A 22715-nucleotide genomic window follows, 5' to 3' on the forward strand; every position below is an offset into this window, starting at 1 on the left:
TTCGACCCGGGCGGCGGTTTCGCATGCGCGACGTCAGACGAGGCCGTGTCGAACGAGGCCGTGTCAGACGAGGCCGTGTCAGACTAGGCCGCGGCGGGCCAGCAGCGGCCCGATGCCGGCCTCGCGCCCCCTGAAGTTCCTGAACGCCGTCAGCGGGTCGATGCTGCCGCCCCGCGACAGCAGCTCACGGCGGAAGTGGTCACCGTTCGCCCTGGTGAGCCCGCCGTTCTCCTTGAACCACTCCACGCTCTCCGCGTCCAGCACCTCGCTCCAGATGTAGGAGTAATAGCCGGCCGCGTAGCCGCCCGAGAAGATGTGCGCGAAGTAGTTGGTCCGGTAACGCGGCCGGACCAGCGGGAACGCGATCCCCGCCGCCTCCAGCGCGGCGGCCTCGAACGCCTCAGGGTCGTCCACGGTCTCGCCGGGCGCCAGCTTGTGCCAGGCCCAGTCGAGCAGCGTGGCGGCCAGATATTCGACGGTCTGGAAGCCCTGGTTGAACTTCTCGGCCGCCTCCAGCTTCGCCACCAGCTCCGCCGGCATCGGCTCGCCCGTCTCGTAGTGCTTGGCGTAGTTGGCCAGCACCTCGGGCCAGGTCACCCACATCTCGTTGACCTGCGACGGATACTCCACGAAGTCACGCGGCACACTCGTGCCCGACACGCGGGGAAAGCGCACCTGCGAGAACAACCCGTGCAGCGCGTGGCCGAACTCGTGGAAGGCGGTGCTGACCTCGTCGTACGTCAGCAGCGTCGGCCCAGAGGCCGGCTTGGTGACGTTGAGGTTGTTGATGACGACCGGCTTCAGCCCGAACAGGAACGACTGGTCGACCAGGTTGTTCATCCACGCGCCGCCACGCTTGTTCGGCCGCGCGTACGGGTCGAGCACGAACAGCCCGAGCGGGCCGCCGTCCTCGTCCGACACCTCGAACACGCTCACGTCCTCGTGGTAGCCGCCCAGGTCGGGCCGCTCGGCGAAGGTGATGCCGTACAGCTTGGTCGCCGCGAAGAACACGCCGTCGCGGTAGACCCTGTTGAGCTCGAAGTACGGCCGCATGGCCGCGCCGTCGAACTCGTAGCGCGCCTGGCGCACCTTCTCGGAGTAGTAGGGCCAGTCCCACGGCTCGATCGGGAACCCGGCCTGCTCCGCCAGCGCCTCGGCCTCCTTCTTCGCGTTGCGCACGGCGGGGCCGACGAGCTGGCCGAGCATCTCCTCGACCGCCTCGACGGTCTTGGCGGTCTGGTCGGCCACCGTGTACGCGGCGTGCGTCGGGAACCCGAGCAGCTGCGCCCGCTCCGCCCGCAGCGCCGCCATCCTGGCCGCCAGCTTGAAGTTTCCGGGGGCGCGGCCGACGCTCAGCTCGTACAGGCGGCGGCGCACGTCACGGTCGGTCAGCTGGGACAGGCTCGGCTGGGCGGTGAAGTTCAGCAGCGGCAGGACGTACGTGCCGTCGTCCTGGCGCAGCGACGCGATCTTGGCCTCGTCGAACCCGTCGAGCTCCTTCGGGTCCGTCACGACCAGCGCCGACTCCGTGGTCGCCTTGAGCAGGCTCTGCGCGAACTCGGTGGACAGCCGCGACAGCTCCTCGTTGAGCGCGCGCAGGCGCTCCTGCTCGGGCTCGGACAGGTCGGCGCCGGCCCTGATGAAGTCTTGGCGGTATTTCTCCAGCAGCCACGACTCCTCGGGGTCCTCCGTGGCGACCTGCTTGATGCGGGCCCACAGCGGCCGGTTCAGCCGGATGGCGTCACTGTGCCGGGTCAGTTGCGGGGAGATCTGCTTCTCGATCTCCATGATGCCGTCCGTGGTGTTGGACGCGGCGACGCTGAAGAAGACCGTGGCCGAACGGTCGAGGATCCTGCCCGACCGTTCGAGAGCGGCGATCGTGTTGTCGAACGTCGGCGGCTCGCTGCTGCCGGCGATGGCTTCGACCTCCGCGAGCTGCTCGGCCATGCCGCGCTCGAACGCGGGCAGGTAGTGCTCTTCCCGGATCGCGGCGAAGGGCGGCAGCTCGTACGGCAGATCGCTAGGGGCGAAGAACGGATTCTCGGCCAACGCTTGGGCTCCTCCACGTGGTGTTTTGTCCCCTTCAGCTTGGCACGGACGGGGACCCGGTGGGAGCAGTGGAGGAGGGCCGGGACATTCGTTTTGGTCTTAGCCCCGGAGCTGGGCTATTCTTTCGGACGTCGCCAAAGCGCGCTCCGCGAGGAGATCGCAGCGGTGGGGTATGGTGTAATTGGCAGCACGACTGATTCTGGTTCAGTTAGTCTAGGTTCGAGTCCTGGTACCCCAGCATATGAACGGATGTCTCCCTGGTGAGGCGTCCGTTTTTTCATTTCGCCAGCCGATGCAGAATTTCCGAGATCTCCTTGTACGCCCGAGCCGTCGGCGCGTGCGCGGCGGCCACCGAGAAAACCTCGAACCGGTTGCCCGGCGTGGCCGCGTCCGCCTCCCTGATCATCCGGTCCTGCAGCGCGAGCGGGATCATCCGGTCCTTCGTGTGCCTGATGTACACCCGGCGCACCCTGCCCCACCGCTCCTTGCGGCCCCGGGCGTCGGCGGACGACACCTGCATGCTCTCGTCCGGCAGCAGGGCGTTCAGCAGGGCCAGGAACTCGCCCTCGGTGCCGTCCGCCATGAACGTCTTCCTGGCCGCGGCCAGGAACTCCGGGTCGTTGGTGCGCCAGTTGACGCGCAGCGCCCCGATCACCGCGGGGTCGGCCACGATGCCGCTCACCAGGCTGCCCGCCAGGCTGGTCTTCCCCTCAGGGGTGGCGACGTAGTCGTTGGGGGAGCGCAGGCGGGTGCAGCAGTACGCGGCGTCGTACACGAGGGTGTCGATCAGGTGCGGCACCGCGTCGGCCACCTTCGTGATCGTCGCGCCGCCGAGGCTGCCGCCCACCAGGATCACCCGCCCGTGCTCCGCCACCTGGCGCACCACCTTGACCGTCGCCTCCACGTAGTCGTCGAGCGTCACCCCGGCGACCGGCGACTTGAGCGTGGCCAGCGCCGCCAGGTCCTGCGGCGCCTGGTAGGCGCGGACGAACTGCTCCTCGGGGCCGTGCCCCGGCAGCCCCACCCCGATGGAGCGGTGCCCGCGCAACGTCAGCTCGGGGTCGGCCGTGGCCACCCCGTTCGAGCCGGAGACGAAGACGTACGTGGTGACGTCCTTCCTGGGTTTGACCACCGCCGTGGAGGCGAGGGCGCCGGCACCGGCGGCGGCGAGCTGAAGAGCGGTTCTGCGGGTCGTGTTCATGCCTTCGATGCTCGCGCCGGCGCCGGTGTCCCCACATCGCCCACCCGGCCCGAGAACCGGTGGACGCCGGCCATCAACCGATCGGTCGATGCCATGCCAAGCTCAACCCCTTGACCTCCTCCCCCTCGTGAACGAGGGAGATTCCCACGGTCGCCCGTGAGGCTTCCTGCTTCACCGCCGGTCGCCCGCCCGAGAAAGGAACTCTCGTTGAGGTCTTACACCAGCTCCACAGGCGTTTCACCTCTCCGCCGGCCCGGCGGCGAGGATGTTTTCGATCGTTCGTCCGGTGGCTTGGTCATCGCCACCGTCGAACACACTACCGAACCCTGCGGTGCCGCACGGCGTTTTGACGCCGGTTCGCCTGACGGCGAACCGGCTGCCCCTGTCCTGCTCCGCAGGGGTCCGATTCCTCTCCCGCCTGAAGGCGGGAGTTTCCTCGGAGGTATCTGATGACCGGCCCCGACACCCCCGCCCCACGAACTGCCGCCGGCGACCGCGACCCGCGAACCCCGCCCATCGGTGAGGGCGCCAGGTCGCCTGCGCCACCCGCTGGGGGCGGCGCCGGGTCGCGGAGGCTGCCCGCCGGTGGGCAGGGGCGTGAGCGGTGGGTGTTCGCCGTGCTGGCCTATGCGCTGCTCGCCGTCAGCTCACTGGTGACCGCCCTCGCCGAACCAGGGGGAACTCCCGACGCCGACGCTGGCACCCTCGGCCTTCCTTCCTGGCTGGCCGGTCCCCTCGCGGCCGGGACGGCTCAGGGGCCGCTGAGCGTGGAGGCGGTGTGGGGGAGTGTGCCGTGGCCGTTCCTGGCAGTGGTGGCGGCGGTGTGGCTGGTGCCGGTCGCGTGGCTCCATCCCGTACGGGAGCGGCAGCGGGCGCTCGTCGTCGGCCACACCCTCGTCCTCCTGGCGATCGCCGCCGGTCTGACGCTCAAGGCACCGGCGTTCATCGTGTTCGCCTCGATCGGCTACCCGCTGGCGATCGCCATGTTCCCGGCCCGGCTGGTCATGGCGGGCGTCACGCTGACGGCCCTGGTCAACGTCGCCGTACAGGCCGGGCCAGGCGCGCGCGACACCCTGCTCGCGGTGCTCGCCGGCGTGGCCCTGCCGCTGGTGGCCGCCGGCTGGTACGTCTCCGCCGAGCACGACAAGCGCCGCCGTCTCGTCCAGCGCCTGCGCGCCGCCATGGAGGAGAACGCCGAGCTGAACGCTCGCCTCCTCGACCAGGCCAGGCGGGCGGGCGTCCTGAACGAGCGGCACCGCGTGGCAGGTGAGATCCACGACACGCTCGCCCAGGACCTAGTAGCCCTCATCGGTCAGCTCGACGCCGCCGGTCACGCCGCCGGTCACGCCGCCGGTCACGCCGCCGGTCACGCTGCCGGTCTCGCTGCCGACGGGCCGGCCCGCGAGCACCTCGACAGGGCCGCCGCGCTGGCCCGGCGCGGCCTGGCCGAGACCCGCCGCTCGATCAGCGCCCTGCGCCCCGAGCCGCTCGAACACACCGACCTGCCCCAGGCCCTGCACCACATGGCCAGGTCGTGGGCCGAGACGGCGGGCGTCGACCTGCGCTTCGAGGTCACCGGCACGCCGGTCGCCCTGGCCGCCGACGTGGAGTCCGCCCTGTTCCGCATCGCCCAGGAGGCCCTGGCCAACGTCGCCAAGCACGCGAACGCCACCAGGACGGGCCTCACCCTGACGTACACCGACGAACTCATCCTCCTGGACATACGAGACGACGGCCTCGGTTTCCCGCCGCAGCGGCCGACTGACGGCTTCGGCCTGGACAGCATGCGCCAGCGCGCCGGCGCCCTGGGCGGCACCCTGACCGTCGAATCCGAGCCGGGCCACGGCACCGCCGTCGCCGCCGCCGTCCCCGCCATCCCACCCACGACGTCAGACGGGCGCCGATGAGACGCTGTACCGCGACAGAGGGAGCGGCCATGCCCGAGCGAGTGCCGGCAGCCGACGAGAGGGAGCGGCCATGTCCGTACGGGTGCTGATAGCCGACGAGGGGGAGCGGCCATGTCCGTGCGGGTGCTGATAGCCGACGATCACCCGATCGTGCGCGACGGCCTGCGCGCCGCCCTCACTCGTGACCCCGAGAGCGGGATCGTGGTGGTGGGGGAGGCGGGCGACGGCGAGGAGGCCGTACGCCTGGCCGGGGAGCTGACGCCGGACGTCATCCTGATGGACCTGCGCATGCCCGGCATGGACGGCATGGCCGCCATCCGCCGCCTGGCCGGGACGGGCCCCCGGGTGCTGGTGCTGACCACGTTCGACACCGACGTCCTGCCCGCGCTGGAAGCGGGCGCCACCGGCTACCTCCTGAAAGACGCCCCGCCCGCCGACCTGGCCCGCGCCGTCCTCGCCACCAGCCGCGGCGAGACCGTCCTGGCCCCCGCCGTGGCCGGCCGCCTCGCCGACCAGGTCCGCCGCCCCGCACGGGGGCAACTGAGCCCGCGAGAGCTGGAGGTCTTGCGCCTGGTGGCCGCAGGCGCCACGAACAAGGAAGCAGCGGCGAGCCTGTTCATCAGCGAGGCCAGCATCAAAACGCACCTGCTGCACATCTACGCCAAACTCGACGTCCGCGACCGCGCCGCCGCAGTCGGCGAAGCCTACCGCCGCGGCCTCCTGCCCCACTGACACCGCCGCAGGGGAACGGCCGGTGAACCACGCCCACCGATGCCCAAGCTCCAACCTCTCGCCGGGCGGTCGCCTGCCCGCTTCGGATGGGGTGCGGTCCGTGATCCACGTCCGCCGACGGCCTTGCGCCGGGCGGTCGCCTGCCCGCTTCGGATGGGGTGCGGTCCGTGATCCACGCCCGCTGGCGGCCTTGCGCCGGGCGGTCGTCCACCCCCCTCTCGGAGGGACGGTTGGTGAACTACGGCGGGGTCGCCGGATGGGGGTTGGTTGCAGGTTGTGATCATGCGGTGGCGGTTCGGTAGGGTCGGGCGTCTTATGGTTGAGTTTCGACCCCGCGCGGGGGGTTTCCCGCGTTTCCTCGCTCCGTTCATCGCCCCGCTCATCCTCTTCTTCTTCGTCCTGCTCCTCCTGGGCGCGATCCTCACCAGCAGCACCCCGCTGGGCGTCCTGATCGGCGCAATCGCGACCGGCGTGCTGGTGGGCGTCCTGGCCGTCAAGCATCGCCGTCTCACCCAGGGCACCGTGGCCCGCTTCTCGCCCGAGGGCGTCGAGCTGGTCGACCGGATGGGGTTCAGGGTGTGGCTGCGCTGGCGCGACGTCACCCGCATCGACGTCGTGGACACCCAGCTCGCCAACCCCCGCAGGATGGGACGGCCGGGGGGAGCGAGGGCCAGGGTGCAGGCGCTGCGCTCGGTCGGGCTCATCGGCTGGGGCGAGCGCGCGGTGCCGCCGCGCATCCCCGCCTGGATGCGGGACCGCCTGGCGCGCGTCCCGGTGGACCCGGCGACGGGCAGGCCGGAGGTGACGATCCCGCTGGGCGAGTTCGACCCGGTGTGGCAGCGCGGCCCGATGGGGGACTGGGTCCGGCGCTACAGGCCCGATCTGATGGGCCCTTAAGCGGTTTGGTGTGGTCTTCCAGGTGCGGTAGAGTTACCTGCGTCGCCGGGGAAGCCCCCGGCACAGCAGCTTGTGGACAGGGTCCCGTCGTCTAGTGGCCCAGGACGCCGCCCTCTCAAGGCGGTAGCGCCGGTTCGAATCCGGTCGGGACTACCACTTGTCACAAGCCCGCGAAGGTCCCGTCGTCTAGTGGCCCAGGACGCCGCCCTCTCAAGGCGGTAGCGCCGGTTCGAATCCGGTCGGGACTACGTCTGCAACATCAGCTCCGGTGCTCAAAGCCCGGAGCTTTTGTGTTTTCCGTACGCGAGAAGAAGAACCGGGTGCCGCCTCGCGGCGGCACCCGGTCCGGAACCTACTTCGAGCGGGCCTTGAAGAGCGCGCGCCGCGCGGCCTTGGCCACCTGTTTGTCGGGGTGCACCTGGGAGATCAGGTCGAGCAGCTCCTCCACGTGCGCGTGCGGGATCTTCCAGATCACCTCGAGCAGGTCGTTGACCATGTCGGGCCCGATGTCGCGCAGGCTGCTGACGAACTCGGAGCGGCCGAGACCGGCCGAGATCGTCCACATGTCGAGGATGAGCCAGTGGGTGTCGTCGGGCGTCGGCTCCGGCGCGTCCTCGACCTCCAGCTGGCTGAGGTGGGTGGCCGCGTAGGGGCGCAGCGAGGGGTGGTCGAGCGCCGCCTGCCAGGCCGGCACGGCGGCCTCGCCCAGCGTGCCGACCACGCTCGCGGCCTGCACCCTGATGAGCGCGTCGCTGTCGTCCTCGGCCGCGGCGGCCAGCAGCTCCTCGGCGGCCTTGGCGGGCTCGCGCAGCCGCATCCAGGCCGCGAACTCGGCGTCGGCCTCCTCCTCGGGCAGCTCGGCGCTGAGCGCGAGCAGCTCGTGGGCGCTCATGGAGTCGATGGCCGGGCGGGCGTCGACCTCGATGTCGGCGTCGTCGATGAGGTGGACGACGCCTTCGGTGCCGAGCGGGGTGAGACGCAGCACGTCGCCGTCGCGCTCGACCATGCCGTAGCCGGTCAGCCACTCGATGGAGGACGCCAGCGGGTCGTCGCCGGCCGCCTCCCAGGCGTCGCCGCCCAGCTCGTCGAGGTCGGCGGCGGCCTCGCCCAGCTCGCGGGCGAGCCCGTCGACCTCGCGCGAGCCGCCGGCCAGCAGCAGCCGGACGAGCACGCCCCTGGTCAGGCCGGCCAGCGCCATGGTGAGGTCGTCGTCGTCGAGCTCCGGGTCGCCGTAGTCGACGGAGTGGAGGCCGAGCATCCACGCGTCGAGCACGTCCTCGTCGTCGTCGAAGGGCCACTCGGCGGTGTCGTCCTGGACGGTGACGGTGCCGCCCTCGCCCGGCTCGAGGAACTCGAGGTCGACGGCGAGGTTCCAGACGTTCCACAGCTGGGGCACGGCCTCGGAGACGGGCCCTTCGGTCTCGGGCCTGGGCAGCCCGACGGCCTCCAGCGCCTCCTCGACCTCCGCGTCCGTGAGCAAGGTCTCCTCGCCCACCTTGCGCCCTGTGCCCACCCACACGGCCAGATCGCGGGCCTTGGCGACCAGGGGCGCCTGGCGGGCGGCGGCGGCCAGCTCGGAGTCGGGACGCAGCCTGACCGTGTCGAGCTCGGACAACTCATCGGCGAACGGCTCGAAGTCGCCGAGGTCGCCGGCGTCGTCGTCGTCCTCCTCGCCCTCGCTCTCGTCGAGCAGCTCTTCCATCAGGTCGACGAACTCGTCCTCGACGTCGTCGAGCTCGGCCTGCAGATCGGCGAGGGAGTCGGAGCCCTTGCCCAGCCGGCCGGTGCTGTCGAGGAAGGTCAGGTAGGCGTCGACGGCCGGGAGCATCCCGTCGGCGGCGGCGTCGGGATCCTCCACGACCTTCGGCATGCGGTCGAGCAGCAGGTTACGCAGGTCGGCGCGCTTCCACGTGCCGAGGTCCTGCGAGAAGGCGAGACGGTGCCACAGCGCGGCGGGCCCCACGAGCTCGGGGTCGCTCCCGGGGGCGTTCGCACGCGCCCACATGATGAACTCTTCGAGCAGGGGTCGCAGCTCAGTGGCGGCTACCTCGATGCGATCTGTCACGCACTCAGGCTAGTGTGCCCGCGAGGCTGTCGGCTCCCGAAATAACGCCTTTCGCTGATCATGATGTCCGGCGCATGGCCTCGGTGATCCGCTCGGCGGCGGCCATGACCGGCACCGCGTGGAGCCGTCCAGGCGCTCTCGTGAGGCGCTCGATGGGGCCGGAGACCGACACCGCCGCGATCACCTTGCCGCCGCTGCCCCTTATGGGAGCCGAGACGCTGGCCACCCCCTGCTCGCGCTCGCCGACGCTGTGGGCCCACCCACGGCGGCGTACGGAGGCCAGCGTGGCGGCGGTGAACTTGGCCCCGCGCAGCCCCCTGTGCAGCCGGTCGGGCTCCTCCCAGGCCAGCAGAATCTGCGCTGCGGAGCCTGCCGTCATGGGCAGCGCGGACCCCACGGGCACGGTGTCGCGCAGGCCGCTGGCGCGCTCGGCGGCGGCCACGCACACGCGTTCGTCGCCCTGGCGGCGATAAAGCTGCGCGCTCTCCCCTGTCAGGTCACGAAGGTGCATCAAAACGGGCGCGGCGACCGCCAGCAGCCGGTCCTCGCCGGCGGCGGTGGACAACTCCGACAGCCTGGGGCCGAGGACGAAACGGCCCTGTGTGTCGCGGCTCACGATGCGGTGGTGCTCAAGGGCGACCGCCAGCCGGTGGGCGGTGGGGCGGGCCAGGCCGGTGGCCTGGACGAGCTGGGCCAGGGAAGCGGGTCCCGCTTCGAGGGCATTGAGTACAAGAACCGCCTTGTCGAGTACTCCGACTCCGCTAGAGTTGTCCATACACCGATACTGCAGTCTCGACATATGAGAAAGCAAGTCGGATGATTCTCAAGGAGGAGATCATGGGCCGCACACTGGCCGAGAAGGTCTGGGAGCAACACGTAGTCCGTCGCGCGGAGGGCGAACCGGACCTGCTCTATATCGACCTGCACCTCATCCACGAGGTGACCAGCCCGCAGGCGTTCGACGGGCTCAGGCTCGCCGGCCGCAAGGTGCGGCGGCCCGATCTCACCATCGCCACCGAGGACCACAACGTGCCGACCGTGCTCGGCCCCATCGCCGACCCGGTCTCCAAGACCCAGGTCGAGACGCTGCGCAAGAACGCCGCCGAGTTCGGCATCCGCCTGCATCCGATGGGCGACGCCGGGCAGGGCGTGGTGCACATCATCGGCCCGCAGTTCGGTCTCACCCAGCCCGGCATGACCATCGTGTGTGGCGACTCCCACACCTCCACGCACGGCGCGTTCGGCGGCATCGCGTTCGGCATCGGCACCTCCGAGGTCGAGCACGTGCTGGCCACGCAGACGCTGCCCGCCTACCGCCCGAAGACGATGGCCATCGAGGTCAGCGGCGAGCTGCCGGCCGGCGTCACCGCCAAGGACCTGATCCTGGCCATCATCGCCAAGATCGGCACCGGCGGCGGCCAGGGCTACATCGTCGAATACCGCGGCGAGGCCGTGCGCAAGCTCTCCATGGAGGGCCGCATGACGATCTGCAACATGTCGATCGAGGCGGGCGCGCGGGCCGGCATGATCGCCCCCGACGAGACCACGTTCGCGTACCTGAAAGGCCGCCCCCACGCGCCGAAGGGCGAGGCGTGGGACCAGGCGGTCGCATACTGGAAGTCGCTGCGCACCGACGACGACGCCGTCTTCGACAAGGTCGTGGAGATCGACGCCGCCACGCTGACCCCCTACGTCACGTGGGGCACCAACCCGGGCCAGGGCCTGCCGCTGGGCGAGTCCGTGCCCGCGCCGGAGAGCTTCGACGACCCGGTGGCGCGCTCGGCCGCCGAGCGGGCGCTGGAGTACATGGGGCTGACCGCCGGCACGCCGCTGCGCGAGATCGAGGTCGACACCGTGTTCGTCGGCTCGTGCACCAACGGCCGCATCGAGGACCTCCGCTCGGCCGCCGAGATCCTGCGCGGCCGCCAGGTCAAGACCCGCACGCTCATCGTGCCCGGCTCGATGATGGTCAAGAAGCAGGCCGAGGAGGAGGGCCTGCACGAGGTGTTCAAGGCCGCGGGCGCCGAGTGGCGCGAGGCCGGCTGCTCGATGTGCCTCGGCATGAACCCCGACACGCTCAAGCCGGGCGAGCGCAGCGCCTCCACCTCCAACCGCAACTTCGAGGGCCGCCAGGGCAAGGGTGGCCGCACCCACCTGGTGTCGCCGCAGGTCGCCGCCGCGACCGCCGTCACCGGCCGCCTCACCGCCCCCGCCGACCTGTAAGGGAGACACGTTCGATGGAAGCCTTCACCACCCACACCGGTACGGCGGTGCCGCTGCGCCGCAGCAACGTCGACACCGACCAGATCATCCCGGCCGTCTGGCTCAAGCAGGTCAGCCGCACCGGCTTCGAGAAGGGCCTGTTCGCCGCCTGGCGCGAGGACCCGACGTTCGTGCTCAACGACCCCTCCTACGAGGGCGGCTCGATCCTGGTCTCCGGCCCCGACTTCGGCACCGGCTCCTCCCGCGAGCACGCCGTCTGGGCGCTGCAGCAGTACGGGTTCCGCGCCGTGATCGCCGCCCGCTTCGGCGACATCTTCCGCAACAACTCCACCAAGATGGGCCTGCTCCCCGTCGTCCTGCCGGGCGAGAAGGTCGAGGAGCTGCAGGCCGCCGTCGAGGCGGAGCCCACGCTCGAAGTGACCGTCGACCTGGTCGAACGCCAGGTCCGCTGGGCCGGCGAGGCCGTCCCGTTCGAGATCGACGACTACACCCGCTGGCGGCTGATGGAGGGGCTCGACGACATCGGGCTGACCCTGCGTCACGAGGGCGAAGTGGCGGCGTACGAGAATGGTCGGCAGCCATGGCTGCCGACGACCGTCTAGAAGACGACGAACTGGCGCGGCGGTTGCGCGAGGCGCACCGCCGCGTCCGCATGCTGCCCGCCGACCGCAGGGAACGCCTCGGGCGCCGCTATCTCGCGATCTGCGACCTGGCGAAGCACGACAGGGAAAGAGCGGCGCTGCGCCTCGGGGCGTTTCTCCGGGCCCTTGACGAGGCTTTCGACACGCCACGTAGTGAAGAAAACCCGCTAGGTGATTGAGTTCATCGGCGATCCCGCCTACTTTCAGAGCCCGTAAGGGGTTTCTACGTCGAACTCGTGAGCTGGAGCCCCGAGCCGTAACTGGGGGAGCAGGACTTTCATGAACAAGCGAGAACTCGTCGAGGCCATCGCGGATCGGGTGGGCGACAGGAAGACGGCCACGGAGGCCGTCAACGCGGTCATCGACGCCATTCAGAAGGCCGTGGCCGGCGGCGACAAGGTCTCGATCACGGGCTTCGGCGCGTTCGAGATGGTGAACAAGCCCGCCCGCACGGCGCGCAATCCGTCCACCGGCGCGGAAATCAACGTGGCCGAGAGCTGGGCGCCCAAGTTCCGTCCCGGTTCTGATTTCAAAGAACTGGTGAACGAGGGCGGCAAGAAAATCGGCAAGAAGAAGTAAACACAGCGGACCGCCGAACGCCCGGGCCATCTCGGCCCGGGCGTCCGCGTGTCCGGATCAGGGCTTGTAGGCGTCGGGCACCGGGAACGTGGACAGCGTGATGTAGCCGATCTCGCCGCCGCTCATGCCGAGATTGACCCGCTGGCCTGAGCGGAGCAGCCGCAGCGGGCCCGCGTCGAAGGCGGCGGCGCCGAAGGGGAGCACGGCACCGTCGTCGAGGAAGACCGTGCCGGAACGGGTGGCCTCGTCGAAACTGCGTACGGTCGCCTGCACGCCACCAGCTTAAGCGTTCACCCTTCCCGATCAACCGGCCACAGCTCGGCCACCACCGCCGCCGTGTGCCTGCCCAGGCCGAGCTCGATCGCCGCGCGCAGGTCGTCGGGGGTGTCCACGTCGCGTCTGACCGAGTCGATGCCGGGCACGCACAGCTCCTTGGCGCCGCCGGCCAGGTGCTTGGCCCGCGACTCGCCGCCGAACCGCGGCGTGAAGGGCCGGCCTGGGCGCACCCCGTAGAAGGTGGTGCCGACGTCGAGCGCGTCGGGCACGAACGCCTGGTCGAACTCGGCCGCCGCCCCCAGCGCCACCGCCAGCTCGGCGGGACGCAGCGCGGGCAGGTCGGCCTGCAGGGCGCCCACCGCGTCATCGGGCGCGACGCGTACGGCGTGGGCGGCGCCCGTGCGCAGCGCCGTGTTCAGCCCCCGATCGGGGTCGTGCACCACGTCGGCGCCCAGCGCGGCGAGCGGCCCGGCGGCGGCGGGATCGGCCGTCACCACGATGACCCGGGCGACGGGCGGGCAGGACAGCGCGGCGGCCACGGTGTCGCAGGCCACGGCCACGGCCAGCCGCGTACGGTGCGGCCCCGTCGCGGCCGCCAGCCGGGTCTTCGCCGCGACCAGCGTCTTCACCGGAATGACCAGGGACCAGCGGATGCTCATAGGGTAAGCATCGCGCCTCGACATCCCACGCGGCCAACCGGGAGACTTGGGGCGCATCCCGTACGTCTTGGAGGAGACCATGAGCCGCCCCACGAGACCATCGCGTTTCTGGGAAACCCTGGCAGTCGTCGTGGTGAAACCGCTGTCCTGGCTTTTGGTCAAGAAAGACTGGCGTAACGGCGATCGCATGCCGAGGACGGGCGGCGTGATCATCGCGGCAAATCACCTGTCGTGGGCCGACCCGGTGCTGCTGTCGCACTTCCTGTACAACCACGGCCGCTGGCCGGTCATCCTGGCCAAGTCGGGATTGTTCAAGGTGCCGTTCCTGGGTCACGCCGTCGCCGCGCTGCGGGCCATCCCGGTCGAGCGGGGCAGCAGCGAGGCCGCGAGGTCGCTGCGCATCTCGGAGGAGCGGCTGGCCGACGGCTGCGCGATCCTGTTCTACCCCGAGGGCACCTGCACCCGCGACCCTGGTTTGTGGCCGATGACCGGCAAGACGGGCGCGGCCCGGCTGGCGCTGGAGAGCGGCGCCCCCGTGATCCCCGTGGCCCACTGGGGGGCGCACGAGCTGCTGCCGTACGGCGCTAAGAAGCCCAGGCTGTTCCCCCGCAAGACGTTCCGCGTGACGGTGGGCCCGCCGGTCGACCTGTCGAAGTACGCGGGCGGGCCGATGCACGCCGACGTGCTGCGCGAGGCCACGGCCGACATCATGGCCGCGGTCACCGCCCAGCTCGCCGAGCTGCGCGGCGAGCAGGCACCGGAGACCCCCTACGATCCGACCAGGCGGTGAGCGCATGACGAAGGCAGCCGTGTTCGGCACGGGTTCGTGGGGCACCACGTTCGCGATGCTCCTCGCCGAGGCGGGCAACGAGGTGATGCTCTGGGGCCGCAGGCAGGAGCTGGTCGACGCGATCGACCGCGACCACGTCAACCCCGACTACCTGCCGGGCGTGCCGCTCCCGCCCTCGCTGCGGGCCACCACCGACCCCGGGCGGGCGCTCGCGGGGGCCGACTTCGTGGTGCTCGCGGTGCCGTCCCAGCGGCTGCGGGCCAACCTGGCGGCCTGGAAGCCGTCCATCCCGCCGCACGCCGTGCTGGTGAGCCTGATGAAGGGCGTCGAGCTGGGCACCACCAAGCGGATGAGCGAGGTGATCCGCGAGGTCGCCGAGGTGCCCGACGAGCGGGTGGCGGTCGTCTCAGGGCCCAACCTGGCCATGGAGATCGCCCACCGCCAGCCCGCCGCGACCGTGGTGGCCTGCACCGACGAGAGCGTGGCCGAGCGGCTGCAGGCGATCTGCCACCTGCCGCCGTGGTTCCGCCCCTACACCAACCCCGACGTCGTGGGCGTCGAGCTGGGCGGCGCGGTGAAGAACGTCATCGCCCTCGCCGTCGGCGTCTCCGCCGGCATGGGCATGGGCGACAACGTCAGCGCCATGCTCATCACGCGCGGCCTGGCCGAGATCTCCCGGCTCGGGGCCGCGCTCGGCGCCGACCCGCACACCTTCGCCGGGCTCGCCGGCATGGGCGACCTGGTCGCCACCTGCACCTCGCCGCTGTCGCGCAACCGCACGTTCGGCGAGAACCTCGGCCGCGGCATGACGCTGGATGAGGTCGTCGCCGCCACCAGGCAGACCGCCGAGGGCGTCAAGTCGTGCGAGTCCGTGCTGGAGCTGGCGAGGAAGCACGACGTGGAGATGCCGATCACCGAGGTCGTCGTCGGCGTCGTGCACGACGGCATGTCGCCGGCCGAGGCTGGAATGCTGCTGATGTCCCGCTCGCCGAAACCTGAACGGTACGGGTTGTGAGATTGACATCCTCCCCCTCGTCAATGCTCTCCGCCAGCCCGGCGGCGAACACGTTCCTGGCCGCGTTGACGTCCCGGTCGTGGACCGTGCCGCAGGCACAAGTCCACTCCCGGACGTTCAGCGGCATCTTCTTCTGCAGGGTCCCGCACTGCGAGCACAGTTTGGAGGAGGGGAACCAGCGGTCGACCGCCACCACGGTTCGCCCGTACCATGCGGCCTTGTACTCCGGCATGCCGCCTTCGAGTGCCTTGTTGTAGACGAGGCGGACGCAGCCGAACGTCCGGGCAAGCTCACCGGCCTGCTCGAGGGTCGGGTGGAAGCGGTACTTGTAGGCCCGCTTCACGATCTGCGCCGCGCCTCACATGCTACCGAACGATCAGCCAAAGCTCGCTCATGTGTTCGATACGCCGGTTCGCCTGACGGCGAACCGGCTGTCCCTGTCCTGCTCCGCAGGGGTCCGATTCCTTCCCCGCCTGAAGGCGGGGGTTGCCACGGAGGTATCTGATGACCTGAATACGGCGTGCTCGGCTCGCTGTGACCGGGACACCCCGGTAGATTCGGACACCATGAGCAAGCCACGCGTCGCCGTCGTTTTCGGAGGTCGCAATTCCGAGCACGCCGTTTCCCTGATGGGGGCGGGCAGTGTGCTGGAGGCGATCGACAGGACCAAATACGAGGTGATCCCGATCGGGATCGCCCAGGACGGCAGGTGGGTGCTGGCCGCTTCCGACCAGCGGTTCGCCATCGAATCCGGCGAGCTGCCGGTCGTCGACACCTCGGGCGCGGCGCTCGCGCTGCCCTCAGGGAGCGGCGGCCTCGTGGCGTACGACCCCGGCGCGATCCCCGTCGAGCTCGGCACCGTCGACGTGGTCTTCCCCGTGATGCACGGCCCGTTCGCCGAGGACGGCACCATCCAGGGCCTGCTGGAGATGGCCGGCGTCCGCTACGTCGGCTCCGGCGTGCTGGCCAGCGCGGTCGGCATGGACAAGGCCCACATGAAGACCGTCATGGCCGCGGCCGGGCTGCCGATCGGCCGCTACGTCGTCGTACGCGAGCGCGACTGGCGGCTCGACCGCGAGACCGTGCTCAAGGAGGCCGAGGAGCTCGGCTACCCGGTCTTCGTCAAGCCGGCGAGGGCGGGCTCGTCCCAGGGCATCTCCAAGGCGGACGACCGCGCGGAGCTGGCCGCGGCCATCGAGCTGGCCAGGGAGCACGACCCCAAGGTCCTCATCGAGGCGGCCATCGTCGGCCGCGAGATCGAGTGCGCGGTGCTGCAGTCGCCCGGCGACGAGCGGGCCGCCGCGTCGATGCCGGGCGAGGTGAAGGTCGAGGGCGGGCAGGAGTTCTTCGACTTCGCGGCGAAGTACTACCCCGACCAGATGTCGCTCACGGTGCCCGCCGACATCCCGCAGGAGACGGCCGAGGAGCTGCGCGAGATGGCGGTGCGGGCGTTCGAGGCGCTCGACTGCGAGGGGCTCGCGAGGGTCGACTTCTTCTACACCCCCGACGGCAAGCTGATCTTCAACGAGATCAACACCATGCCCGGGTTCACCTCGCTGTCGGTGGCGCCGCAGCTCTGGGCCGCCTCGGGGCTGTCCTATCCTGAGCTGGTCGAGCGGCTCGTCCAGCTCGCCCTGCAGCGCAGGCCAGGACTGCGCTGATCAGGCCCTGGGCGTGGTGGCCTGGGCGATCGGCCCCGACAGGTCGGCGAGCACCTCGGCCGCCACGTGCTCGCCGCCGACCGTGACCTCGACGTACGCGGTGCCGGTCACGGCGGTGAACAACGCCGGCTTCTCGGGGTCGGCGAACCAGCCCACGCCCTCGATCTCCTGCAGCTGGTCGGTCGGCGCCATCCTGACCGGCCGCGGCACGCCGCAGCGCAGCGCGATGACGCCCGAGCCCCAGACGGCGACGTAGGGGGACGCGGGCTCGGACGTGCCGCGCTCCTCGCCGTCGAGCGTCTTGGGCAGCAGCGGGGCCAGCCGGTCGCAGGCCGTCGCCGCCTCGCCCTCAGGACGCGGCGGCTCGACCTGAACGGCGCCGCCGCAGCCGGCGAGTGTCAGGAGAACGAGCAGGACGGCGGCGACACGCATCTAGGGACCTCAGATATGGACGATCGGACACGTCAGCGTACGCGTGATGCCCTCCACCGCCTGAATCTGGGCGACGACGAGCTTGCCCAGCTCATCGACGTTGTTGGCCTCCGCGCGCACGATCACGTCGTAGGGGCCCGTCACGTCCTCGGCCCGGGTGACCCCCGGGATCCCGGAGATCTCGCGAGCCACGGCGGCGGCCTTGCCGACTTCGGTCTGGATAAGGATGTAGGCCTGCACCATCACGTCCTCCCGGGCGATTGGATCACGCCGAAGGGCCACCGTACCCTGTGTGCGTCAGGAGGTGCGTCATCACAGTCGGAGATCTCGGCGAATTCGGTGTGGTAAATCGCATTACCGCACAACTGCCCCAGGGTGACGCGGTGATGCTCGGCCCGGGTGACGACGCCGCCGTCATCGGCGCCCCCGACGGGCGTGTCGCGGTCTCGACGGACCTGCTGATCGAGGGCCGCCACTTCAGGCGCGACTGGTCGCGCGGCTACGACGTGGGCCGTAAGGCCGCCGCCCAGAACCTCGCCGACGTGGCCGCCATGGGCGCCCGTCCCACCGCGCTCGTGGTCGGCCTGGGCCTGCCCGCCGACCTGCCGGTGAGCTGGCTCGACGAGCTGACCGCCGGGTTCGCCGACGAGTGCGGGGTCGTGGGGGCGAGCGTGGCGGGCGGCGACGTGACCCGCTGCGACCTGGTCGTCCTCGGGGTGACCGCGCTGGGCGACCTCGGCGGGCGCGCTCCCGTCCTGCGGTCGGGGGCCAGGCCAGGGCACGTGGTGGCGGTGGCCGGGCGGCTCGGCCACGCCGCCGCCGGGTGGGCGCTGCTGGAGGCGGGCGTCTCCGTGGACACCCCCGGGTTGCGGGCGGCCGTGGCGGGGCATCGGCGGCCGTGCCCGCCGTACGCGAGCGGGGCCGAGGCGGCCGAGCTGGGCGCGAGCGCCATGCTGGACGTCAGCGACGGGCTGCTGCAGGATCTGGGGCACGTCGCCAGGGCCAGTGGCGTACGGATCGAGCTCGATCCGGCGGCCTTCACCGTGTTCACCACGGCGGAGCCGGTGGCGGCGGCGGCCAAGGAGCTGGGGGCCGATCCGCTGGAGTGGGTGCTGTCGGGTGGCGAGGATCACGCGCTGGCGGCGGTGTTCCCCGCCGAGGTGTCGTTGCCGGAGTCGTGGCAGGTCGTGGGCCGGGTGGCCGAGGGTTCTGACGTGGTGGTGCGCGGGCGGGAGATCGGGCATCGCGGGTGGGATCACTTTCGGTGATGAGATGTCCCGATTTACGTGAAATTTTCCTGTTTTGGGGTATGACTAGCGGGATTGCTGTGACAACGGTGTAGCAAAGGTGTTATGAAGATTGGCGGCCACTGTAACCGGGAAGAAAGGGCAGCCATGGGCCGCCACGGCACAGGTGGATCCGAAGACGGGGACGAACGGGGGCACAGCGCTTTTTGGGGTCCTGACGAGCAGGCCGAGCCGCCGGGCTGGCCGTCGCTCCCGGACCAGCCCGAGGTGACGGGGCAGTGGGCCCCGATGCCGAGGCGCGCCGACGGGCCGCCTCCGCGCGCGCCGCAGTCGGAGCCGTTCGAGACCACCGGGGCCTTCGCCGTGCCCACCAACGACCCCGCGGGCGCCTACCCGCAGCAGCCTAGGCGTGACCCCAGGATGGACCCGGGCCTGGACCCGGGCATGGATGACGCAGGGCCGTTCGAGACGACGGGGGCGTTCGCCCGCCCGCAGGAGTGGAACCAGCCCCCCGACCAGACGGCCGTCTTCGGCGGTCCCGGGGGCACGCAGCAGTTCCCAGGGCAGGGTGACGCGCTGTTCGACCCGCCCGCTGAGCAGCGCGGGCTCTTCGACCCGCCGGCGGGCCGGAGAGGGTCCTTCGACGACCACCCGGGCGCCTTCGACGATCAGCGTGAGCCCTTCGACGGCCGGCGGATGCAGTTCGAGGATGAGCGGGATCGGTTCGACGCTCCCGCAGGCCCTCAGGGGCCTTTCAACGGGCCCGAGCAGCGTGGCCCGTTCGACGGGCCAGGGGACCAGCGTGGGCCGTTCAACGATCAGCCCGGTCCCTTCGACGGGCCGGCCGATCCCCACGACCCCTTCGGCTCTTCGCCCTTCGACGACGCCCCCGACAGCCGTACCGCGCGGTTCGACCCGCCCCCCGGCTCCGGTGTCCCGCCCGAGCCGGGCGACGTCAAGGTGGCCGGCGAGCCGACCGCCATGCTGGCCCCCGCGTGGGCGAACGCCGAGACCGGCTTCCTCGGCCCCGACAACGGCTCGGGCTGGCCGGACGACGCCGACGAGCCGCGCACCCGCCGCGGACGCCGCAAGGGCCGCGGTGGCGGTGGCGGCGGTGACGACGACGTGCTCGCCGCGGCTCCGTCCGGCGCCGGCAAGGGCCGCGTGGCGCTGCTGTCGGTGGCGGCCGTGGCCGTCGTGCTCGGCGGCACGGTGGCGGGCGTCAAGTTCATGAGCTCCAGCGGCGACCCGGCCAAGTGCGAGGGTACGTCCTGCGCCGCCGTACAGGCTCCGAGCCAGAAGCCCGCGCCCGCCGGGTCGGGACCCGTGGACGAGGAGAGCGAGCCCGAGCCCGAGGACGAGCCGGTGGAGGAGGAGACGGCGGCCGACGAGGAGCCGTCGAGCAGGCCGACGCCGACGGCCACCTCCAACGTGGGAGCGCCGCGCCGCACCGCCACTCCCACGCCGACGCCCACCAAGACGAGGGTGAAGAAGCAGGAGAAGCCGGTGGACGAGCCGGCCGCCGACCCCTCGGCCGAGGCCGAGGAGACCGTCTCCGAGGCGCCGAGCGAGCAGCCGTCCACGCTGGACGACGCCGACACCGGCACCGGGGTCGTCCCCGACGAGTCCACCCCGCCGGCGAACGACTCGGGGATCGACTCGCCGCTGACGAACACCGGCGCGCTCAACGTCCGGCAGACGATCAAGCAGCGGCTGACCACGTACCAGGCGAACCTGACCCTCTCCAACGACTCCGTGCAGCCCCTCAGGAGCCCGACGGTCTCCGTCCCGGTGGACGGCAAGGTCGTGAAGGTGGAGGGCGCCACGTGGACGCAGGACGGCGACCTGCTGATCCTCGACGTCTCCACGACGCTCGCCTCCGGCGACTCGGTCGAGGTCTCCTTCACCGCCACCGGCCGCGGCAGCAAGGCCAAGAACTGCGGCGTGGTCGCCGGCCAGTGCGCCATCAGCTGACCCCTGCCTAGCCACCCGCCCCCGGGCGGGCCCCGGCGTCCTGGAGCCACCGATCTCACCACCTGGTGGGCCGGTGGCTCCATCGCTGTGATGACCTCTCCGCGGGGGCAGGACCTGTCCGCGCGTCCCTGAGCGGCGTTCTCCTCGGCGCGTGCGGGCGACGAGGGTTCCTGAACCGACGACGCCGCCTCCAGCTCTTGGAGGCGGCGCTGAGGGCTCTTCCGGTGGCACGCCGGGAAAAGGGGCCGGACATGACGAAGGCCCGCGGCTCCCTGAACGGGAGGCGGGCCCTTCGAAAGATGAACTAGCGGGTGACCTTGCCCGCCTTGATGCACGAGGTGCACACGTTCAGCTTCTTCGGCGTGCCGCCGACGACCGCGCGGACCGTCTGGATGTTGGGGTTCCAGCGACGGCGGGTGCGGCGGTGGGAGTGGGAAACGTTGTTGCCGAAGGTCGGGCCCTTGCGGCAGACATCGCAGACGGAAGCCACGGTATCGCTCCTTAAAACAGTCGATGTAGCCCTGTCCGCTGATGCTTTCCGGGCGGAGGGCATGCCGGGACGACCGGCCAGCCAGAAGAGAATATCCGATCCACGCCGATGGGCGCGAACCAGAGCATCTGGGCCGGATCCCGGGCGGCGATATTCTCCTCGCACAACCGTAGCGCATCCAGGCGGTTCGCTCGGCCGGTGCCGGACCATCGGTGCCGGTCATCGGTGCCGGACCATCGGTGCCGGTCATCGGGGCCGAGCCGTCGGGGCAGTAGGTCGGGGGACGTAGCCGGAGGCACCAGATGAAGATCCTCGACCCGCCCGCCGTACGCCGCTGGGCCCGCCTGGCCGCCGACGCGCTGGGCCAGGCCAGGACGGAGATCGACGCGCTCAACGTCTTCCCGGTGGCCGACGGCGACACCGGCACCAACCTCCACCTCACCATGCTGTCGGCGGCCGAGGCCGTCGAGTCGCTGCCCGAGGACGTGGACGCCGCCGTCGTGTGGCAGACCCTCTCCTACGGCGCGCTGATGGGGGCGCGCGGCAACTCGGGGGTGATCGTCAGCCAGGCGCTGCGCGGCCTCGCCGAGGTGCTGAAGGACGGCTCCGACCTGCGGGCGGGGCTGCTCAGAGCGGCCGTGCTCGCCAGGGAGGCGGTGGCCAGGCCGGTCGAGGGCACGGTGCTCAGCGTGCTGGAGTCGGCGGCGCGGGCCGTCCAGGAGGTGGAGGGCGACCTGCCCGAAGTGGCGCGGCAGGCGGCGGGCGAGGCGCGGGCGGCGCTCGGCCGTACGCCTGAGCAGCTCGACGTGCTGGCGCGCAGCGGCGTGGTGGACGCGGGCGGCGCGGGGGCGGCGATCGTGCTGGAGACGCTGGCCACGGTGGTCACGGGTGGCGCCGCCGAGCACTACGAGGTGCCCGCGCCGACCTCCCGGGTGACGCCGATGACGGAGGCGGGCGCGGGTTACGAGGTCATGTACCTGCTGGACGCCGGCGACCGGGCGGTGGCCGCGCTGCGGGGAGAACTCGACGCCATGGGCGACTCGCTGGTCGTGGTGGGCGGCGACGGGCTGTGGAACGTGCACGTCCACGTCCCAGAAGCCGGTCCCGCGGTGGAGGCGGGGATCAGGGCGGGACGGCCGTACCGGATCAGGATCACGTACCTGGCCGAACGCACTCACAAGGGCGGCAGCGGCAGCGGCGTGGTGGCGGTCGCGGCGGGCGACGGCATCGCGGCGCTGTTCGAGGAGTGCGGCGCGATCGTCGTACGCCGTGCGCCCGGCACCTGCCCTGCCCTGCCCGCGCTGCTGGCCGCGATCCGGCAGGCCGGTGACGAGGTCGCCGTGCTGCCGAACGACGACGGCGTACGCGCGGTCGCCGCCGCTGCCGCCGAGATCGCCCGCGAGGAGGGCGTGACGGTCAGCGTGCTGCCCACGGAGGCGACCGTGCAGGGGCTGGCCGCGCTGGCCGTGCACGATCCGCTGCGGCGCTTCGACGACGACGTGGTGGCGATGACCGACGCCGCGGGGCACACCCGCAGCGGGCACGTGACGGTGGCGGACAAGGAGGCGTTCACGAGCGCCGGGGTGTGCCGGCCCGGCGACGTCCTGGGCCTGATCGGCGGCGACGTGGCGGTGATCGGCGAGTCGGTCGCCGGCGTGGCGGTCACGGTGGTGGACCGCATGCTGGCGGGCGGCGGCGAACTGGTCACGCTGGTCACCGGCGAGGGCGCGGGGGAGGCGGCGTCCGAGGTGGAGCGGCACGTCGCGGGCACACGGCCCGACGTGGACCTCGTCGTGTACGACGGCGAGCAGGGCGGCTACCCGCTCCTCATCGGCGTGGAGTGACCCCCGGCCCCCGCCACGACGGTATGGAGTGAT

General features: G+C 71.3%; 22 protein-coding genes, 3 tRNA genes and 2 pseudogenes. 16 read left to right on the forward strand and 11 right to left on the reverse strand.

From position 1 onward, the window contains the following. Positions 1 to 78 precede the first annotated feature (78 nt). Positions 79 to 2049, reverse strand: a complete 1971-nt coding sequence (locus ACFFR3_RS28075; RefSeq protein WP_345389191.1) for a M3 family metallopeptidase — start codon at positions 2047 to 2049, stop codon at positions 79 to 81. Positions 2050 to 2215: 166 nt separating this feature from the next. On the opposite strand from ACFFR3_RS28075, the gene ACFFR3_RS28080 reads away from it, so the two are divergent. Further along, positions 2216 to 2287 (forward strand) — tRNA-Gln (locus ACFFR3_RS28080). 39 nt (positions 2288 to 2326) lie between these two features. Here the strand turns inward: ACFFR3_RS28080 and ACFFR3_RS28085 are convergent. After that, positions 2327 to 3250 (reverse strand): alpha/beta fold hydrolase, encoded by a 924-nt coding sequence (locus ACFFR3_RS28085; protein ID WP_379484115.1) that lies wholly within the window; start codon positions 3248 to 3250, stop codon positions 2327 to 2329. A gap of 449 nt (positions 3251 to 3699) precedes the next feature. Here ACFFR3_RS28085 and ACFFR3_RS28090 point away from each other — a divergent pair, with 449 nt between their 5' ends. From ACFFR3_RS28090 to ACFFR3_RS28110, 5 genes are all read left to right on the forward strand, one after another. Then, positions 3700 to 5157, forward strand: a complete 1458-nt coding sequence (locus tag ACFFR3_RS28090; protein ID WP_379484116.1) for an ATP-binding protein — start codon at positions 3700 to 3702, stop codon at positions 5155 to 5157. 111 nt (positions 5158 to 5268) lie between these two features. Then, on the forward strand, positions 5269 to 5889 hold the full coding sequence (locus ACFFR3_RS28095; protein ID WP_379484117.1) for a response regulator: 621 nt from the start codon (positions 5269 to 5271) through the stop codon (positions 5887 to 5889). Between the two features lie 315 nt (positions 5890 to 6204). Next, positions 6205 to 6786 carry a hypothetical protein gene (locus tag ACFFR3_RS28100; protein ID WP_379484118.1) on the forward strand — a complete coding sequence of 194 codons (582 nt, stop codon included), beginning with the start codon at positions 6205 to 6207 and terminating at the stop codon, positions 6784 to 6786. Positions 6787 to 6866: 80 nt separating this feature from the next. Beyond that, positions 6867 to 6942 (forward strand) — tRNA-Glu (locus ACFFR3_RS28105). 19 nt (positions 6943 to 6961) lie between these two features. Then, positions 6962 to 7034, forward strand: a tRNA-Glu gene (locus ACFFR3_RS28110). A 104-nt stretch (positions 7035 to 7138) separates the two neighbouring features. Here the strand turns inward: ACFFR3_RS28110 and ACFFR3_RS28115 are convergent. Next, on the reverse strand, positions 7139 to 8851 hold the full coding sequence (locus ACFFR3_RS28115) for a hypothetical protein (protein WP_345389183.1): 1713 nt from the start codon (positions 8849 to 8851) through the stop codon (positions 7139 to 7141). A 58-nt stretch (positions 8852 to 8909) separates the two neighbouring features. Beyond that, positions 8910 to 9626, reverse strand: coding sequence for an IclR family transcriptional regulator (locus ACFFR3_RS28120; RefSeq protein WP_355428362.1), 717 nt, complete (start codon positions 9624 to 9626; stop codon positions 8910 to 8912). Between the two features lie 62 nt (positions 9627 to 9688). Here ACFFR3_RS28120 and leuC point away from each other — a divergent pair, with 62 nt between their 5' ends. The 4 genes from leuC (at position 9689) to ACFFR3_RS28140 (ending at position 12294) form a co-directional block, all read left to right on the forward strand. Next, on the forward strand, positions 9689 to 11074 hold the full coding sequence (leuC, locus tag ACFFR3_RS28125) for a 3-isopropylmalate dehydratase large subunit (RefSeq protein ID WP_364369696.1): 1386 nt from the start codon (positions 9689 to 9691) through the stop codon (positions 11072 to 11074). 14 nt (positions 11075 to 11088) lie between these two features. Continuing rightward, a complete protein-coding gene (gene leuD / locus ACFFR3_RS28130; RefSeq protein ID WP_345409370.1) occupies positions 11089 to 11676 on the forward strand; it encodes a 3-isopropylmalate dehydratase small subunit in 588 nt (195 codons plus the stop codon). Beyond that, positions 11655 to 11894 (forward strand): SCO5555 family protein, encoded by a 240-nt coding sequence (locus ACFFR3_RS28135; RefSeq protein ID WP_364369702.1) that lies wholly within the window; start codon positions 11655 to 11657, stop codon positions 11892 to 11894. Before leuD ends, ACFFR3_RS28135 begins: the two co-directional genes overlap by 22 nt. 100 nt (positions 11895 to 11994) lie before the next feature. Then, positions 11995 to 12294, forward strand: a complete 300-nt coding sequence (locus ACFFR3_RS28140) for an HU family DNA-binding protein (RefSeq protein ID WP_355428372.1) — start codon at positions 11995 to 11997, stop codon at positions 12292 to 12294. Positions 12295 to 12351: 57 nt separating this feature from the next. On the opposite strand, the gene ACFFR3_RS28145 is transcribed toward ACFFR3_RS28140, so the two are convergent. Both ACFFR3_RS28145 and cofC read right to left on the reverse strand, forming a co-directional pair. After that, entirely contained in the window at positions 12352 to 12567 is a 216-nt protein-coding gene (locus ACFFR3_RS28145; RefSeq protein ID WP_345389181.1) for a hypothetical protein, read from the reverse strand. Between the two features lie 17 nt (positions 12568 to 12584). Continuing rightward, entirely contained in the window at positions 12585 to 13229 is a 645-nt protein-coding gene (gene cofC / locus ACFFR3_RS28150) for a 2-phospho-L-lactate guanylyltransferase (protein ID WP_364369705.1), read from the reverse strand. Between the two features lie 79 nt (positions 13230 to 13308). On the opposite strand from cofC, the gene ACFFR3_RS28155 reads away from it, so the two are divergent. Both ACFFR3_RS28155 and ACFFR3_RS28160 read left to right on the forward strand, forming a co-directional pair. Next, positions 13309 to 14019 (forward strand): lysophospholipid acyltransferase family protein, encoded by a 711-nt coding sequence (locus ACFFR3_RS28155; protein WP_379484119.1) that lies wholly within the window; start codon positions 13309 to 13311, stop codon positions 14017 to 14019. A gap of 4 nt (positions 14020 to 14023) precedes the next feature. Then, positions 14024 to 15034: an NAD(P)H-dependent glycerol-3-phosphate dehydrogenase gene (locus ACFFR3_RS28160; RefSeq protein WP_345389175.1), complete on the forward strand. Its 1011-nt coding sequence runs from the start codon at positions 14024 to 14026 to the stop codon at positions 15032 to 15034. On the opposite strand, the pseudogene ACFFR3_RS28165 reads toward ACFFR3_RS28160, so the two are convergent. Next, a pseudogene (locus ACFFR3_RS28165) lies at positions 14931 to 15266 on the reverse strand (zinc ribbon domain-containing protein); the annotation flags it as partial. The gene ACFFR3_RS28160 and the pseudogene ACFFR3_RS28165 overlap by 104 nt on opposite strands. 54 nt (positions 15267 to 15320) lie before the next feature. Continuing rightward, positions 15321 to 15377 (reverse strand): annotated as a pseudogene (locus tag ACFFR3_RS28170) (helix-turn-helix domain-containing protein); the annotation flags it as partial. 223 nt (positions 15378 to 15600) lie between these two features. Here ACFFR3_RS28170 and ACFFR3_RS28175 point away from each other — a divergent pair. Beyond that, positions 15601 to 16695, forward strand: a complete 1095-nt coding sequence (locus ACFFR3_RS28175) for a D-alanine--D-alanine ligase family protein (RefSeq protein ID WP_364369712.1) — start codon at positions 15601 to 15603, stop codon at positions 16693 to 16695. Here the strand turns inward: ACFFR3_RS28175 and ACFFR3_RS28180 are convergent, their stop codons facing one another. Both ACFFR3_RS28180 and ACFFR3_RS28185 read right to left on the reverse strand, forming a co-directional pair. Beyond that, positions 16696 to 17127, reverse strand: a complete 432-nt coding sequence (locus ACFFR3_RS28180; RefSeq protein ID WP_345389171.1) for a DUF3515 family protein — start codon at positions 17125 to 17127, stop codon at positions 16696 to 16698. It lies immediately after the preceding gene. Positions 17128 to 17136: 9 nt separating this feature from the next. Beyond that, a complete protein-coding gene (locus ACFFR3_RS28185; protein WP_345389169.1) occupies positions 17137 to 17370 on the reverse strand; it encodes an Lrp/AsnC family transcriptional regulator in 234 nt (77 codons plus the stop codon). Between the two features lie 47 nt (positions 17371 to 17417). Here ACFFR3_RS28185 and ACFFR3_RS28190 point away from each other — a divergent pair, with 47 nt between their 5' ends. Further along, positions 17418 to 18395 carry a thiamine-phosphate kinase gene (locus ACFFR3_RS28190; protein ID WP_364369716.1) on the forward strand — a complete coding sequence of 326 codons (978 nt, stop codon included), beginning with the start codon at positions 17418 to 17420 and terminating at the stop codon, positions 18393 to 18395. A gap of 267 nt (positions 18396 to 18662) precedes the next feature. Beyond that, the gene (locus ACFFR3_RS28195; RefSeq protein WP_379484120.1) at positions 18663 to 20348 is read left to right on the forward strand and encodes a chromosomal replication initiator protein DnaA; all 1686 of its coding nucleotides are present in this window, start codon (positions 18663 to 18665) and stop codon (positions 20346 to 20348) included. A gap of 304 nt (positions 20349 to 20652) precedes the next feature. On the opposite strand, the gene rpmB is transcribed toward ACFFR3_RS28195, so the two are convergent. Then, positions 20653 to 20838 carry a 50S ribosomal protein L28 gene (rpmB, locus tag ACFFR3_RS28200; RefSeq protein WP_043618345.1) on the reverse strand — a complete coding sequence of 62 codons (186 nt, stop codon included), beginning with the start codon at positions 20836 to 20838 and terminating at the stop codon, positions 20653 to 20655. A gap of 302 nt (positions 20839 to 21140) precedes the next feature. On the opposite strand from rpmB, the gene ACFFR3_RS28205 reads away from it, so the two are divergent. Then, positions 21141 to 22682, forward strand: coding sequence for a fatty acid kinase ATP-binding subunit FakA (locus tag ACFFR3_RS28205; protein ID WP_379484121.1), 1542 nt, complete (start codon positions 21141 to 21143; stop codon positions 22680 to 22682). The last annotated feature ends 33 nt before the right edge of the window (positions 22683 to 22715 follow it).

The organism is Nonomuraea salmonea (assembly GCF_042428605.1).
GTDB lineage: Bacteria > Actinomycetota > Actinomycetes > Streptosporangiales > Streptosporangiaceae > Nonomuraea > Nonomuraea salmonea.